This is a genomic window from Pseudovibrio sp. POLY-S9 (assembly GCF_001431305.1).
Classification (GTDB): domain Bacteria; phylum Pseudomonadota; class Alphaproteobacteria; order Rhizobiales; family Stappiaceae; genus Pseudovibrio.
On record NZ_LCWX01000166.1, the window covers coordinates 170,874 to 186,478 of the forward strand.

The 15,605-nt window shown below is 55.0% G+C and carries 15 protein-coding genes; 4 read left to right on the top strand and 11 right to left on the bottom strand.

The features are described from left to right. A partial coding sequence (locus PPL9_RS16895) for an ATP-binding cassette domain-containing protein (protein WP_152986723.1) occupies positions 1-935 on the top strand: 935 nt, incomplete at its 5' end. Continuing rightward, positions 932-2,242, top strand: coding sequence for an HlyD family type I secretion periplasmic adaptor subunit (locus PPL9_RS16900; RefSeq protein WP_057463797.1), 1,311 nt, complete (start codon positions 932-934; stop codon positions 2,240-2,242). The genes PPL9_RS16895 and PPL9_RS16900, both read left to right, overlap by 4 nt. A gap of 24 nt (positions 2,243-2,266) precedes the next feature. Here the strand turns inward: PPL9_RS16900 and nagA are convergent, their stop codons facing one another. The 10 genes from nagA to PPL9_RS16950 form a co-directional block, all read right to left on the bottom strand. Then, positions 2,267-3,412 (bottom strand): N-acetylglucosamine-6-phosphate deacetylase, encoded by a 1,146-nt coding sequence (gene nagA, locus PPL9_RS16905; protein ID WP_057463798.1) that lies wholly within the window; start codon positions 3,410-3,412, stop codon positions 2,267-2,269. After that, the gene (locus PPL9_RS16910; protein ID WP_057463799.1) at positions 3,409-4,722 is read right to left on the bottom strand and encodes a class II D-tagatose-bisphosphate aldolase, non-catalytic subunit; all 1,314 of its coding nucleotides are present in this window, start codon (positions 4,720-4,722) and stop codon (positions 3,409-3,411) included. The genes nagA and PPL9_RS16910 overlap by 4 nt, the downstream gene beginning before the upstream one ends. After that, positions 4,719-5,654, bottom strand: coding sequence for an ROK family protein (locus PPL9_RS16915; RefSeq protein WP_057463800.1), 936 nt, complete (start codon positions 5,652-5,654; stop codon positions 4,719-4,721). Before PPL9_RS16915 ends, PPL9_RS16910 begins: the two co-directional genes overlap by 4 nt. A 1-nt stretch (position 5,655) precedes the next feature. Further along, a complete protein-coding gene (locus PPL9_RS16920; protein WP_057463801.1) occupies positions 5,656-6,762 on the bottom strand; it encodes an SIS domain-containing protein in 1,107 nt (368 codons plus the stop codon). Between the two features lie 20 nt (positions 6,763-6,782). Continuing rightward, the gene (locus PPL9_RS16925; protein ID WP_057463802.1) at positions 6,783-7,793 is read right to left on the bottom strand and encodes an SIS domain-containing protein; all 1,011 of its coding nucleotides are present in this window, start codon (positions 7,791-7,793) and stop codon (positions 6,783-6,785) included. Beyond that, positions 7,790-8,974, bottom strand: a complete 1,185-nt coding sequence (locus PPL9_RS16930; RefSeq protein ID WP_057463803.1) for a Gfo/Idh/MocA family oxidoreductase — start codon at positions 8,972-8,974, stop codon at positions 7,790-7,792. Before PPL9_RS16930 ends, PPL9_RS16925 begins: the two co-directional genes overlap by 4 nt. A 9-nt stretch (positions 8,975-8,983) precedes the next feature. Next, the gene (locus tag PPL9_RS16935; protein ID WP_057463804.1) at positions 8,984-10,084 is read right to left on the bottom strand and encodes an ABC transporter ATP-binding protein; all 1,101 of its coding nucleotides are present in this window, start codon (positions 10,082-10,084) and stop codon (positions 8,984-8,986) included. A gap of 62 nt (positions 10,085-10,146) precedes the next feature. After that, the gene (locus tag PPL9_RS16940; protein WP_057463805.1) at positions 10,147-11,367 is read right to left on the bottom strand and encodes a sugar ABC transporter substrate-binding protein; all 1,221 of its coding nucleotides are present in this window, start codon (positions 11,365-11,367) and stop codon (positions 10,147-10,149) included. Positions 11,368-11,407: 40 nt separating this feature from the next. Further along, positions 11,408-12,250 (bottom strand): carbohydrate ABC transporter permease, encoded by an 843-nt coding sequence (locus PPL9_RS16945; RefSeq protein WP_057463806.1) that lies wholly within the window; start codon positions 12,248-12,250, stop codon positions 11,408-11,410. 1 nt (position 12,251) lies between these two features. Next, a complete protein-coding gene (locus PPL9_RS16950) occupies positions 12,252-13,130 on the bottom strand; it encodes a sugar ABC transporter permease (RefSeq protein ID WP_208986508.1) in 879 nt (292 codons plus the stop codon). Between the two features lie 387 nt (positions 13,131-13,517). Between PPL9_RS16950 and PPL9_RS16955 the strand changes: the two genes are divergently transcribed. Both PPL9_RS16955 and PPL9_RS16960 read left to right on the top strand, forming a co-directional pair. After that, positions 13,518-14,285: a GntR family transcriptional regulator gene (locus PPL9_RS16955; RefSeq protein WP_057463808.1), complete on the top strand. Its 768-nt coding sequence runs from the start codon at positions 13,518-13,520 to the stop codon at positions 14,283-14,285. 57 nt (positions 14,286-14,342) lie between these two features. Then, the gene (locus PPL9_RS16960; protein ID WP_057463809.1) at positions 14,343-14,741 is read left to right on the top strand and encodes a VOC family protein; all 399 of its coding nucleotides are present in this window, start codon (positions 14,343-14,345) and stop codon (positions 14,739-14,741) included. Positions 14,742-14,773: 32 nt separating this feature from the next. Here PPL9_RS16960 and PPL9_RS16965 read toward each other — a convergent pair. Next, the coding region (locus PPL9_RS16965) for a family 20 glycosylhydrolase (protein WP_152986724.1) at positions 14,774-15,605 on the bottom strand (832 nt) is incomplete at its 5' end.

Genomic DNA, 15,605 nt, shown 5'->3' on the forward strand with positions numbered 1-15,605 from the left:
GGCTGATTGCTGCGATGATGCTGTCGTCGCGTGTACTGGCGCCGATCTCCTCTATCGCCAATGCACTCGTCCGGTTTCGTCAGGTGCTGCACAGCTATCAGCAGCTTGGAGATTTGCTAAGCCAGCCAACAGAACGCAAAACAGGAAAAGCTACTGCAAACCTGCGGTGCTGCCGTGGTGAAGTTCAGTTTCAAAATGTCAGTTTCTCTTATCCCCTCAGTGAGAAAGCAAGCCTGACCCGCTGCAATTTCTCGATTGAGCCTGGGGATACGATTGGGCTGGTTGGATGTGTCGGGTCAGGAAAATCGACCGTGGGCCGGCTGATGAGCGGGCTTCGGTACCCTTCCGAGGGTGCTGTTCTCATTGATGGAATTGACACGCGCCAGTTTGATCCATCAGACCTGCGCCATTTTGTTGGGTATCTGTCTCAGGACAACACGCTGTTTCAGGGCACGTTGAGAGACAACCTTTGCCTTGGGTTGCCACACCTTTCCAATGAGGAGATCGAGGAAGTTTGCCATGTAACGGGACTGCATAGTCTCGTGAACAGGCATCCGGCTGGTTACAATCTGATTGTGGGTGAAAACGGGGCTGCGCTTTCTGGTGGGCAGCGGCAATGTGTGGCTCTGGCTCGTGTTCTTTTGCGCAAACCTAAGATCCTGTTTCTGGATGAGCCCTCCAGTCAGCTGGACCTTTCTGCGGAGCAGCGTTTGTTGCGTGGCTTGCGGCGCTATAACAACGGTTCTCTGACACTCATTATCAGCACACACCGCCCTTCCCTCCTGAAGCTCACCAATCGGCTGATCGCTCTGGATCAAGGCCGCATCATTGCAGATGGGCCGAGCGAGGAAGTGAAGCAATCCATGCAGCAACCGCGTCTGCATGAAGTGCCACAGCCTGCGCAGGTTCCGATTGAAGAAAGGCTGAGAGCATGAAGGGCTGGTCGCTTCCCGTTACACAGCTGCATTTGCCAGAGTTTCACAGCCCAAAGCAGTCCAGAGTTCTGATCTTCTCATGTGCCGCAATTATGCTGTTGTTGTTCGTCTGGTCAGCATTTGCGCATGTGGAAGAGGTCACACGAGGCAATGGACGCATCATCCCTTCTCGTCAGATGCAGATTGTGCAAGCTCCAGAACGCGGGATTGTCTCTGAGGTGTTGTTCTATGAAGGCGAAATCGTTGAGCAAGGGGCGGTTCTGGTAAAGTTGGATAATACCGGCTTTGCCTCTCAGTTAGGGGAGCTGCTGCAGAAGAAGTATGCGTTGCAGGCTCGTCTTGCACGGTTGACCGCTGAGGCCCGTCAGGCAAATCTGTCGCTTGATCTTTCAAACACGCCTGCCGACATTGCCGCGTTCTTGCAGCGGGAGCTGGCGGTTTATAAGGCTCGCAAAGAGCAGCTTGCTGCGGAAGTTGCGGTGCTTCGCAGTCAGTTCAGCCAGAAAGAACAGGATCTGAAGCAGCTTGAAGCAGAGGCACAGATGCTGAGCGCCAATCTGACCATCATTGCGCGGGAACTGGAGATCAACCAGCAGCTCTATAAACGTGGTGTCCTGCCAGAGATCGAGTTTTTGCGGCTCAAGCGGCAGTACACAACTCTGGAGGGGGAGCGGCAGATGCTGGAGGCTTCTCTTGCAAGTGCCCGCTCTGCCAAGGAAGAAGTTCTACAAAAGGTAGCATCTGCGCAGACAGCGTTTGCCTCTCAGGCACAGTCAGATCTGGTGGCGACCAAAGCGGAACTTGCTGTGATTGAGGAGCGGCTGCGTGGGGCGGAGGATCGGGTGCATCGCAGTGCGTTGGTGGCACCCGTTCGCGGGGTGATCAACAAACTTAATGTCAGCACCATTGGGGCGGTGGTTCAGACTGGTGAGCCACTGATTGAGATAGTTCCGCTGGAAGACACTTTGCTGATTGCTGCTAAAATCCAGCCACAACATGTGGCCTTCCTGCATCCGGGTCAGGATGTGAGCGTGAAGATTACGGCCTATGACTATTCTATCTATGGCGGATTGGATGGAGTGTTGGAGCGGATCAGTCCGGACACGTCAGAGGACGAGCGGGGACAGGCGTTTTTCAAGGTGATTGTGCGGACCAAGCAAAACCATCTGGGATCAGAGCAAAACCCGTTGCCCATCACGCCGGGCATGACTGCGAGCATTGATATTCTGACCGGTGAGAAAAGCGTGCTGAGCTATCTCGCCAAGCCACTGCTCAAGGTGAAAGCGGAGGCATTTCGCGAGCGGTGAGGCAGCAGCTCCTCTCGCAGCAAACTAGAGCATATGCGAGAGGAATGAGAAGGACTTGTAGTCCGGTGCGAGCAATAGCATATCGGCCAAGTCAGTGTTTTGCAGAGAGGCCACGGACTGTTGAAGTCCCATCAGCGCAGCTGGATTGGACAGGCTCATGCGCAACACTTCTTCTGCCGGAAACTGAAGCTCAGTTATCATGCGCGCAACAGACTCCAGCATGGTGACGTGCGCCCCTGCCAGAGACCCGGCTTTGTTGATGAGCTTGCCGTCTTCCAGATAGACCTGATGACCGTAAAGGTTGAAGTTTTCCGGTCCGCCGACAGTTGGCATGGCATCACTGATGATGATCATATGATCTTTGACAGGTCGCGCACGTATGGCAAGGCGGAGCATGTCGTCAGCCACATGGTGTCCGTCTACGATCAGCGAGCAATAGGCGGTGCTGTTGATGCCCGTTCCAACTGCACCGGGCTCGCGGTTGACCATCTGGGACATGCCGTTGAACAGGTGTGTGAAGAGGTTTGCGCCTTCTTCCAGAACTGGTTTGATCTGCGCTGCGCCTGCATCAGTATGGCCGATAGAGACAACTGCGCCCATTTCAACCAGTCTTGCAACATCACCTTTGGCAACGCCTTCTGGTGCGACCGTCATGAGGACCGGGATGTCCCGATCTCGCAGGTCGCGGACCAGCTGCAAACTGCGCTCATTAAGCGGACGAACCCAGCTGGCTTCGTGGGTGCCTTTGCGCTCTACACTGATGTGCGGGCCTTCGATGTGGATGCCTTTGATGCCATAGGTGCCGTAAGCATCCTTCATGGCCTCAACGGCGTCCTCCAGCACATTTGGCGCGTCGGTGATGACTGTTGGCAGCAAGGCTGTGGTGCCGAATTGGCGGTGCGCCGCTGCAATGGCAGCCAGACCCTCTGGTGATGGTGAAGTGTTGTAGAGAACCCCGCCGCCGCCGTTGATCTGGATATCAAAGAAACCCGGTGTGATGAGGCCAGAGAGTTTTTTCACGGTCGCATCGGCGGGCAACTGGTCTGCTGAAGACAAGCCTGCGCATTTGCCATCCACGAGATGAATAGCGGTATCGGTCAGCAGGTTCTGGCCGTCAAACAGCTGATCTGGACACAGCCAGATGTCTTGGTTGCCCGGTGCGGTGCTCATAGAGCCTCCTCAAGCTGAGGTGCCTCAACTCTCTCAAAGAAATATGGGTCCAATGCCTGCTGGATTTCAGCAAGCACCAGCGCCTTCTCTATGCCAAAACCATGGCGCTGCAAAGCCCGTGCACGTTCAACAGTGCGAGATGCAAACAGTTGCAGCTGCAGTACCTTTGGAATCTCATGGGTTTGGAGGGCAGCAAAGAGTGCCTTAAGGGCATCCTGTACCGTCTCCTGAGGCCAGTAATACCGGATGCGATCTGCATAACTGAAGTGGCGCAGCAAGCGCAGTTCCTGATCCGATCCCTGATAGTGGGAGCGCCAGTACTTGGGCTCAGACAGCATTTCTGCTTCCAGAATCTTTGAGATTTTTGGCGCAGTGCGCTTGTCCTCTTCCAGCCAATCCAGCATCTGGTCCAGCGCGTAGATGGCCTGTCTGTAGGCGAAGGTGAGCGCAGGGCCGACTTTCAGGATCGCAAAACCCATGTTGGCGAGGCGTGGGAACGCGCTGTCCAGCTGGTAATCGGTGCTGTGCGCTTCGAACACAACGTTCTGGAACGGGTCAAGCGCTGCTCGCAGAGCTTTGCCGTCATCAGCGGGTAGATGATCGATGTGGAAGGGTGAGAACTCGACACCCGGCTGCACGACAAGACCGCAGATCCGGCCTTTTGCATCCTGCAGGCCCAACTCGTCGAACTTCTCAAAATGCATTTGCAAGGTACGGGAGGCACGCGCGGGTGGGGTTGGCTCAATGCTATGAGCCTCGCCTTCTTCACGCGCGCCTCCGGGAGGAGGAACTTCCGTACCGACGATGTAACTGAGGCGACTTGGATCTGGTGCAAATTCTTCGCAAACAGCAGCCAGTTCCGCTGCGCGACTGGCACTCAGTTCGTCACCGACCTGAGCCTCTTCGCCTGCGCACCCTTCTGAGCAGTCCAGATGGATTTTGGTGAAGCCAGCTTGCACGTAGGCTTTCATCAGCTCTTTGGCTTTTGCCATGGCCTGATCGGCAGGCATGGAGCGCCAGGCTTGCGGGCCGAGATGGTCACCGCCGAGGATGAGCGCGTCCTCCGGCAATCCGGCAGTGGTGCAAATGCTTTTGACGTAGCTGACGAAATCGGCTGGCTTCATGCCTGTGTAGCCGCCGTCCTGATTGACTTGATTGCTGGTCGCTTCCAGCAGTAATGTCGCTTTCTTTTCTGCTGCGAGCAGAGCAGAAGCGAGGATAACGTCCGGCTGCGCGGAACAAATGGAAGGAAGCGCGGCTCTGGCGCCTGCACGGTTGGCAGTGATCACCTCAAGCAAAGGGTTGCTCATGACGGCTCCTCCAGTATTTGATAGTTTTGGACAGCAGCAAGCGCCGCCCCTCGTGTGCCGCTGCTGTCTCCGTATTCTGCAACGCGGATCTCCGGCGGCTCGGTCTGGTCCAGCAAATGGCCGGGCAGAGCTTGCGCAATGAGGCGGTCGATGTTCGGGATCTTGGAAAGGCCACCGCCGAGCACAATGCAGTCTGGGTCCACCGTGCATTGAAGCGCCGCAACCAGTTCAGCCGCGATACGGGCCCACATGCGCATGACTTCCTGCATCTGCGGATCACCAGCAGCGGCTGCCGTGGTGATGGTCTTCGCATCGGCTTCTTTGCCGGTGACGTGTTTCGCTAAGCGGCGCATGCCGGGGCCAGCGAGGTAGGTTTCGAAACAGCCAGTGCGACCACAGCCGCATTCGATAGCGTCGAGCCCTAGTTCCTTCATGGTCATGTAGGGAATGCCGAGATGACCAAACTCACCAGCCGCACCATTCAGACCCGAGATCAACGTGCCGGTGGAGCAATAGCCTCCGCCAACACCTGTGCCGATGATCAGGCCGAAGACGCTGGCGTAGCTGCGCCCAGCGCCGAGCATAGCTTCAGAGAGGGCAAAGCAGTTGCAGTCGTTTTCAAACGCGACGGCCCTGCCCAGTTTGTCGATCAGGTCCTGATGGACCGTCCGGCCCGAGGCCAGCAGGTTGGCGGTGAGGAACTTGCCGGTTCGTTTGGAATGGAAGCCGGGAATACCGACACCAACCGGCAAGCCTTTTGAGCCTGCGGTTTCTTCCAGCCACACGACCATCTCGCAGAGAGCATCAACCAGATTTTCGTAGGAATCCTGGGGGGTTGGGATACGCTTGGTTTCAACCACCGCCCAATCACTATCAAAGGCGGTTGCCTCAATTTTGGTGCCGCCTAGATCAATGCCGCCAGCTCGAACCATATCAGGCCTCTTCCAGTGCATAGAGCTTTACGCCCGAGACAACGCGGGTCAGCGTGCCCTGCCCTTCAAACGGATTGTCGACGTTGAAACCAAGCTGATCAGACCAAGCCACTCCCAGCCACTGCGCAATGAGTACATGGAGCACGGACATCCAGCCATCCTCCAGTTTGCATGGAATATGCACATCTGCCTTTGCAGAATTGCCAATGGTGGTGACTGTGTGCTCGCCGAACTGCGCCTTCACCTCGTCTGCCAGATCCTCGTCGTAACGACGGGAATGCAGGTTGTTGGAGAGGAACACGAAGACCTTGGTCTGTGCATCAACAAAAGACTTTGGTCCGTGACGGAAACCGAGGGAGCTGTCCCAGATAGACGGGATTTTTCCTGCGGCCAGTTCCATCACTTTGAGCGCACTTTCGCGGGCAACAAAGGCAAGCGGGCCGGAGCCTACGAAGACGGCGCGCTGTGGGGTGGTGAGTTTGCCTGCCAGCTGATCCGCTTGCGCCAACACAATCTCAGCTGCGTGGCTGATCTCGTTCATGTTGGCGGCGAACTCTTCCGGTGTTTCCTGCCCAAACACTGCCATGGCTGTCATGATCATGGTGGTGAAACTGGAGGTCATAGCAAAGCCGCTGTCGTGGCATTCGTCCGGCAGAACAATCACGCGCTGACTGGCCTTTGAGGCAGGTTGGCGGGTTGCCAGTGCACTGTCCTTGTTGCAGGTGATATTCAGCCGTGGCGCTTCGGGGAAGATCGCGTCCAGCAAGTCCAGCGTACCGATGGACTCTGTGGAATTGCCTGAGCGTCCGAAGGAGACAACCAGCGGGATCACGCCGTTGCGTTTGAAGGCATGCGGGGCGCTGACGAGATCAGTTGAAGGAACGGAGCGCATTGGCAGCACGGAGGTTGCGTCCAAAGCTCTGCACAGAAGGTCGCCAATATAGGCGGATGTGCCTGCCCCGCAGAACCAGACTTCCGTGGCTCCGGAATTGGCAACCCATTCGCTCAGGTCACTCAGACGTGCAGCGAAATCCTGTCCCCAACTTGCCCAGATTTGCGGTTGCGCTTGAATTTCGCGCGTAGTTGTCCATTTGGTCAGATCGACCATCGCAGCATTCCCTCATAAAATCAAATAGTTACAGTTATCTTGGAAAGTGTTTCCGGTTGATCTGGGTCCAGACCCAACTGGAGAGCAGTTTCCAAAATCACTGGGTACAATGCACGCAGCAGCATGGCCGAGCTTGCTGCGGGGGTAAGGCCCTGCGCACCAACGGTTTCTGGTGTTAGGCGGAAAACATTTGCGCCGACAGAGCGGAACCGCTCTTCAGCCAGGCTCAGACTCTGGTTGCTGACCTCTTCTCCTGTATCCAGAATAAGAACACAGAGCGGTTTTGTGGCCAGTTGCAGCGGGCCGTGCAGCACTTCAGCAGCGGAATACGCTTCTGCATGAATGGCTGTGGTTTCCTTCAGCTTCAGCGCCACTTCCTGCGCTGCGCCGAAGCCGCAACCGCGTCCAATGACATAGACATGTGGCGTGGATTTCACAGCCTCGATGATCTCGTCAGCCTGTTCGAGTTTAGCCTCAGCGCTGGCCAGCATGGCCTTTGCTGCTGCTTCACAGGCTTTGGCGTAGTCCGGTTTGAGCGCGGCCAGAAGCGCCATTCCGGCTGCTATGGTGCAGATAACTGTTTTGGTGGCTGGAACGGCTTGTTCCAGCCCTGCTTTGATATCGACACAGGCGTCCGTCTCAGTTGCCAACGGAGAACCCGGTGTGTTTGTGATGGCCAGCGTTTTACCGCCACCGCTTTTAAACCCGATTGCAGCACTGACCAGATCCTTGCTTCCTCCGGATTGGGAGAAAATAAGGGCGCCAGCATTGCCCAACTGCAATCCATTCCCCAGACTGAACACAGAGGGCGGCAGTGTTGTTACCGGCTTTTGCAGTTCGGCCATCAGCTCATAGGAGATCAAGTTGGCGGCGGCGTCTGAGCTTCCACGCGCAATGGTGTAGAACGTGTCGAGCTTGTCTAACGCTGCTGCTTTGACACTCTCGGTTAGGTCCTGACGGACCCCTTCTGCGAATGCCGGAATTGCCTGATCTATCTCAGCGCGCATGTACGCGCCGGGGAGTTTGGTCACTGTATTGATTCCATCTTTTTTGTTGTTGCTGCGGTTTCCCGCAGGTTGAAACTGTCGAATTTCTGCCAATAGGACGTCAGGTCCACGACCTGACCGGTTGTGCGCGCCTGATCGAGTGCCAGTGCGGCGACGCCTGCTTCCAGCGCATCCACGACGGAAACTGGCAGGCTGTCCATTTCACCGCGCAGATAGGCGCAAAGGTCCTGACACATCATGTCATCAGCGCCGTAGTGTGCGCCGGGGCGGTCAATGGACTTGTTGTAATCTTCATCCACCAATGTGCCGCGGGTGTGGGCATCGGTCACTTTCAGATAACCGCGCACGAAGTCACCTTCTGCCATGCCCTTGGTACCAATCACGCAGAACCGGCGGTGTTCGTCCGGTACGTTGATGTTGGTGTGGAAGGCCATGGTGGCCCCACTCTCGTATTCGAGGATCGCGGTCTGGTGATCGACGATATCGCCATCAGAGAGGAACGGGTCTTCCGCGGCTTCCCAGATGGACTCTTTAACATGATACACTTGCGTATCTGTTTCTTTTGCTGGTGCATTGCTTGGGACAAAGGATTTTCTACCGCCAAAGCTAGCAACGCGGGATGGGCGCGAGCCGGTCACCATGTTGTAGATATCAAGATCGTGGCAGCATTTTTCCAGCATGAAGCCGCCGGAGTATTTCTCATGGCGGCGCCAGTCACGCATGAAGAAGGCTCCATGATACGGCGCAATATGCTCGTTGGCCTCAATGGAGACCACATCACCGATCTGGCCAGCTGCCTGCGCATCCCGCAGGTCTCTTGCATGTTGGGCATAGCGAAGAACCAGACCAATGAGCACCTGATCCGCACCGTGTTTGGAAAGCAGTTCTGCCAGTTCCATGGTCTCGCTCATGGAGATCACGACAGGCTTTTCTGCAAACATGCGGATGCCAGCTTCAAGACCCAGACGGATTTGCTCCAGATGCATGTGGTTTGGAGAACTGACGAACAACAGGTCCGCCTTTTCGCCAGCCAGCATCTCTTCCAGCGTGCCATAAGGCTTGATGGCCTCGTGGTTTTTGAGGCGTTCAATCTGGTGCGGTTTGGGGTCTACATAGGCCACCACTTCCGCTTCGCTCATGTGAGCCTGCAGTCTTTCCAAAACACTGACAGCTCGCAAACCCAAACCAACAACGATGATACGCATGTGTTTCTCCTATGCCAGTTCCAGAGCACCAAGGCGTTGCAGTGCAACTCCTCTTTCGTCAAAGACGTAGGCATCCTCCGGCTTGATACTGAGTTTTATGGTTGTGCCTTCCGGAATCTCAGCCATGCCAGGCAAGGATGCACAAAACGCGCCGTCCCCTTCAACTTTACCGTAGGCGATGGAATGGGCTCCCAGCCGCTCCAGCACTTCTACATGCATGGAAACTGGTCCATTTTCATCAAGCTGCATATGTTCAGGGCGGATGCCGATATCCACGTTGTCACCGGCTTTCACGCCCTCTGACGACACTGGCATGCTCATGACACCGCCATTGGCGAGCTTCACGTGCAGCATGCGGTCTTCAACGCGGCTGACGATGGCGGGCAGGAAGTTCATTTTTGGATGGCCGATGAAGCCAGCCACGAATTTGTTGCGCGGGCGCAGGTACAGGTCCATCGGGGTGCCGCACTGTTCCACCACACCGCCGTTGAGCACCACGATACGGTCGGCCATGGTCATGGCTTCCACCTGATCGTGGGTGACGTAAATCATTGTGGTATCGAGGCTTTTATGGAGCTTGGAGAGTTCCACACGCATGTCCCCGCGCAGCGCTGCATCAAGGTTTGAAAGCGGCTCGTCAAACAGGAACACTTTTGGATTGCGAACAATGGAGCGGCCAATGGCAACACGCTGGCGCTGACCACCGGAAAGCTGTCCCGGCTTGTGGTTCAGGCGCTCTTCCAGTTGCAGGATTGCAGCGGCTTTGTGGACACGGTCCTTGATCTCCTCTTCCGGGCGCTTTGCAACGCGCAGCGGAAAGGCGATGTTTTCAAAAACTGAGAGGTGAGGATAGAGCGCGTAGCTCTGGAACACCATGGAGATGCCACGGTCAATAGGGTGGTCGTCGGAAACGTCTTTGCCATCAATGATGATGGAGCCTTCGGAGGCTATTTCCAAACCTGCCACGATCCGCAGGAGCGTTGTTTTTCCGCAGCCAGAAGGGCCAACGAAGACGACGAATTCCTTATCCTCAATGGACAAGTTGACGTCTTTCAACACGGTTGTTGGTCCAAATGATTTTTCGATGTTTTGTAGCTGGAGCGTGGCCATAATATTCGTCTTCTCGCACTAAGGAACGGGGAGAGGCTGTCGCCAGCCTCTCCGGGTTTTGCTTACTTGAACTCTTCGAGTTCTTCAGCGGCGATTGCCACCAGGTTTTCAGCGGTATCGTCTTTCAGGATGATGCCCTGAATCATGGAGTTGATGGTTGTCTGCATCGCTTTGTAATCAACAAAGAGAGGCTCCGGACCACCTGTTGGGATGGAGTCTACAAAGACTGCCCAGTATGGATCATCCATGTAGTAAGGCTTCTCATAGCCAAGCTCTTCGTATTTCAGGATTGGTGTGAGGCCCCAACCGTCTGGTTTGTCCAGCGTGTACTGAGAGTCGCCTGTGGTCATCATGCGCGCAAATTCCATCGCCAGTTCTTCATGGCCAGAGCCTTTGAAGACAGCGAGGGAGTCAGTGATGAGAAGCGTACCGCTGACACCACTTGGACCTGCTGGAATTGGAGCAGCCTTGGTGGTGATGCCTTCTTTATGCTGACCGCGTGCCCATGGGCCGTCGATGTACATGCCGACTTTGTTGTCGTTGAACAGATCACGGACCTGCGTACGCTCAAATGCGGTTGGACCTTCCTGAGCAACTTCCACCAGCTTGCCGTAGAACTTCAGAGTTTCCAGTGTGTTCTTGGAATCCAGAGTGATTTCGTTGGTGGATGGATCGATGACCTGACCGCCGTTGGAATACAGGTAGTTGAGGAACTGGTGCATGGTGTTGTCGAAGTCTTTGCCCGTCAGACCGACACCTGCTTTACCGGTTTTGTCCTTGATGGTCTTCGCAGCCGCATACATCTCGTCCCAGGTCTTTGGTGCTTCACACGCAAGACCAGCTTCCTCGAAGATGTCACAGTTGAGGAACAGACCCTTAGTGGAAAATGCACGCGGGAAGCCCCAGAACTTGTCGCGATAGCTCACGGTGTTCAGAACGCCCGGCTGATAGGCTTTCTGCTGATCTTCAGAGATCGTCACATCAACAACGAGGTCGTTGTCTGCCAGCTGTTTTAACGTACGTGAGCCCATGTACGACACAGATGGCGGGCTGCCTGCGGATGCAAGTTTCAAAGACTTATCCTGACAGGTGCCCCATGGAAGGCTTTCCATGTTGACGGTGTTGCCGGGATGGGCGGCTTCAAATGCGGCAATAACCTTGCGATCTTCATCCAACCCGTTGTCCCCGCAACGAATGAAATGTAGCTCAGCTGATTGTGCAGATGTTGCTGCCATCATTGCGCCTGCCCCTGCAGCCGCTGCAAATAGTAGTTTGGTTCTCATGGTTTCTCCTCCCAGTAGTAACCATTGACACTTTTAAAAATCACTCCTTGATCGCACCGGCTGTGAGGCCGGCCACCAAGTAGCGCTGTAAAAATAGGAAAATTACGAGTACGGGCAGTATTCCAACAATGCTTGCTGCCATCATCTGGTTCCATTTGACTGACTGATAGCCAATGAACTCGAGGATGCCCGCTGGCAGAGGCATGAACTCCTTGACGCTGTTGAACGTGATCGCGAACAGGAACTGCTGTGCGTAGGCTGACAGGAACACAGCCACACCCACCACGATGAGACCGGGAACCGCCAAAGGCAGAACAACGCGGCGCAGGGTGTACAGACGGCTGGCGCCATCCATGAAAGCTGCTTCTTCCAGTTCGCGCGGGATTTTCTCCAGATAGGATTTCAGGAGCCAGATTCCCATTGGCACCAGAAACGCTGCACCGGGAACAATCATCGCGAAGTAGGTGTTCAGCAGGCCGTAGTTTCTCAGGAGCTTGTACAGCGGAATAAGCAGGACAGCACCGGAGAACATGTTAACCGCCAGAAAGATGCCGAGGCTGAGTGATTTGCCTTTGAAATCAAACCGGGCATAGGCATAAGCGGCGGGAATGACGAACGCCAAAGCCAGAGCTGTCACCGAGATGGAGATCAGCATGCTGTTTGCGATGTAACGCGGCAGCATTGGCACAGTCTCCCACATCTGGGAGTAGGCTTTGAACGAGAAGTCGTCTGACCAGAACTGGTAGGGCGAGCGGAACAGGTGTTCCAGTGGCCGCAGCGAGGTCATGAACATCTCAAAAAACGGCAGCAGAATGAAGCCGAGGAATAGCACCACGCAGAAGTAGAGAAATACTTTATGTGGCAGCGAGTAACGATCCATCATATTAGGCTGCCTCGAAACGTTTTTTGATCTGGTGGAGTGCGAACAGATAGACCAGCGAGAACACGCTAAGCAGTGTCACCACAATCACAGCACGGGCTGCCCCCTGCCCGAACTTGAAGTTTGCAATGGCCATCTTGTAGGTGTCGATGATCAGCGTTGTGGTTGCGTTGCGCGGGCCGCCTTCTGTCAAAATCCAGATGATCTCAAAGGAGTTGAAGGTCCAGATGATCGACAGGATCGACATGGTGATGATCACCGGCAGAATTTGCGGAATGGTGATGCGGCGGAAGCGGTACCAACGGGATGCCCCGTCCACATAGGCTGCTTCATAAAGATCGCGCGGCACGCCCTGCATGGCTGCCAACATGAAGATGGTCACCATAGGCAGGCCGACCCAGACATCGGTGACAACAGCGGAGTAAAACGCGCTTTGCTTGTAGGCGAGGAACTCAAACGGGCCATCCAGAATGCCTACGTATTGCAGGGCTCCTGAGATGATGCCGAAGTGGCCGTTGTAGAGCCACAACCAGCCGAAACAACCAATCGCGACAGGCACAATCCACGGCGGCATGACCAGCATGCGGAACAGCGCCCGCCCCGGAATTGCCGCGTTGAGCAGCGTTGCACCGATCAGGCCGAAAATGATTTTGAATGAGACAGACAGGAACATCCAATAGAACGTTCTGGACACTGTCTGACCGAATTTGCGAGAGCTGAGCAGCTTCTCATAGTTGGCAGTGCCGATGTAGGCTTCGCCGCCAATGTTGGCGTTGGTGAAAGACAAACGGACTGTCTCTACCAGCGGCCAGGCCACGACTAATACGAGATACAATGCTGCCGGAGCAATCAGTAGCCATGCAAAGGTTGCCTGTGAGCGCATGAGCCCTTGCAGCATCCCTTGTTTCTTTTGTGCCGAACCGCCGCGCTCGCCCTGATAAGGCAGCAGGTCCCCTGACGCATGTGTCATGCGCTCTCCCCAATTCCCAAAGGTGATCGCTTGTCACTCGCCGCTTGCGTCTTGTTATCGCCAGGGAGACGAACCGCGTGTTTTTTGCGAGCACCAAAATAATACCAAAACAAATCCATTTGTCTACCATTTCAGTACCTCCTGTGAAATATTTCTGTTTCAGACGAAAAAACTCCGATTTTTCAAGAAAATCGCAAGGGGATAAGCTTCATTTCTTTCATTGGTATCCAATCGGTATTGTTTTGCATTGGTATCAAAAAGGTATTATAGATAATACGGATTCACATAAAGAAGAGCAGAATGAGCGCACAAGAAGATACCCATACCGATCTGTTCTCAACGACATCCTGGCAGCAGAGGAGTGGCGGTCCACGCTACTTACAGCTTTACCGACACCTTGAATCTGCCATTAAAGATGGACGGTTAGCAGCAGCGACCACTCTGCCAGCAGAGCGTGAGCTGGCGACACTGACCGGGCTGTCCCGCGTGACGATTCGCAAAGCCATTTCGCAGCTGGTGGTGGATGGTCTGGTGATTCAGCGCCGTGGCTCAGGTTCTTATGTGGCTCCGCAGATGAAGCGCATGGAACAGTCCTTGTCGGCGCTTACCAGCTTTACCGAGGACATGCAGCGGCGCGGGAAGACATCCTCCTCCGAGACGCTGTCCTGCGGGATTTATCTTCCCTCACCTGAGGAAATTGTTGCGCTCGGGCTTGCGTCTGACGGTCAGGTTTCGCGGATTACCCGTCTGCGCCGTGCGGATGGTATTCCGTTAGCGATTGAGACCAGTTCGCTCTCAACCGAGTTTGTGCCTGATCCGTCGCGGATTGAAACGTCTCTCTATGAGAAATTGTCTTTGAACGGTATGCGCCCTTCCCGTGCTATCCAGCGTATTTCCGCCTGCAAGCTGACAGAAGAGCAAGCTGACTTGCTGGAAGTTTGTGAAGGGGATGCGGCGCTTTACATTGACCGCACGGCTTATCTGGCGAGTGGCCGGGCGATCGAGTTGACCACAGGCGTTTATCGCGGTGATATCTATGATTTTGTTGCAGAATTGCGCAACGTCTAAGACCCTAACTATCTCCGCAAAATCCTAGATTTTCTTTCTAGTAAAAGGACATAAATTTTGCTGCATCATGTTGAGATTTACGTTTCGGATAAAGAGATTTCACGGCATTTCTGGTCCAGTATTCTTTCCCACCTGGAGTACAAAGAAACTGCGTCTTGGGATGATGGATTTACGCTTTCGACTGGAAAAGACGCGTATCTCACCTTTGTCCAAGTCAGCCCGCAATATGAGTCCCACGCCTACCACCGTTGCGGTGTTGGGCTGAACCATCTCGCATTCTCAGTCAAAAGCAGAGAACAGGTAGACCTGATCAGGCATCACTGCCGCACCGAAGATATCCCAATGCTCTACGATGAGAAGTATCCATTTGCGAACGGAGGGACTGACTATTACGCCCTCTATCTTGAAGACCCAGATCGTATAAAGGTCGAGTTCGTGGCTGAGCAAAACCAGTAGGTCGCGCCCAGCCAGCAGATCACACCTGTATGTTAGTCCCTTACATCCTGACACCACCCGATTGCAGCGAACAGCTTGCTGTAGCACGCAGCCTTTTGCGTGATCTCATCTGCATCCGGTTTGTTGGTGCGGGTCGCCCAGCCGATTTCTGAAATACCCAGAATGCGTGGAGTCATCATGGTTTCCATGTTGGCATCCCGCAGAACGACCTCTGACCACAGGCAACCCTGGGCGCCGATGATCTTGCCTTCCAGCTCCGGCTCATTTTCCGGCACCGGATCCCAGTTCACACTGTCTGCGAGGCTGGTGATGCCGGCCCAGTTGAGGCCGATCTCATTGAAATTGACGGAGGGTGCGATGTCCCAATAGGCGTGCGCAGCTGGGGTCATCACGACCGAGTATCCTTTACGAGCTGCTTCCAGACCTGGTCCTTGCTGTGTCCACGAGAACAGGATGGCGTCATTGTTGATGCCGCCATTCGCACCTTTGGCCGCTTCTTCCCACGCTGCGGGGCGTACGCCCAGCGAACGCACATACGACGCCAGTTTGTCCATCATCCAGCCCTGCACGTCATCCGCTGTTTTGAGGCCCTGCTCAGTCTTCAACTGTTCGATGGCAGGAGACCTGGTCCATGCTGCTGGCGGGCGCTCATCACAGCCAAGGTGCAAGTGAGCAAACGGGAAGATGCCGGAGATTTCCTTGGCCAGCGCTTCCATATAGGTCCATGCTTCTGGCAAGGCGGGATTGATGGTGTTGTTCAGGTAGCCGTGGACGGAGATTTCACCGCTTTCATCCGCAGCATCGCGCAGTTCCGGGTGGATTTGAAGAACGGCCCATGAGTGAGCGGGAACATCGATTTCCGGC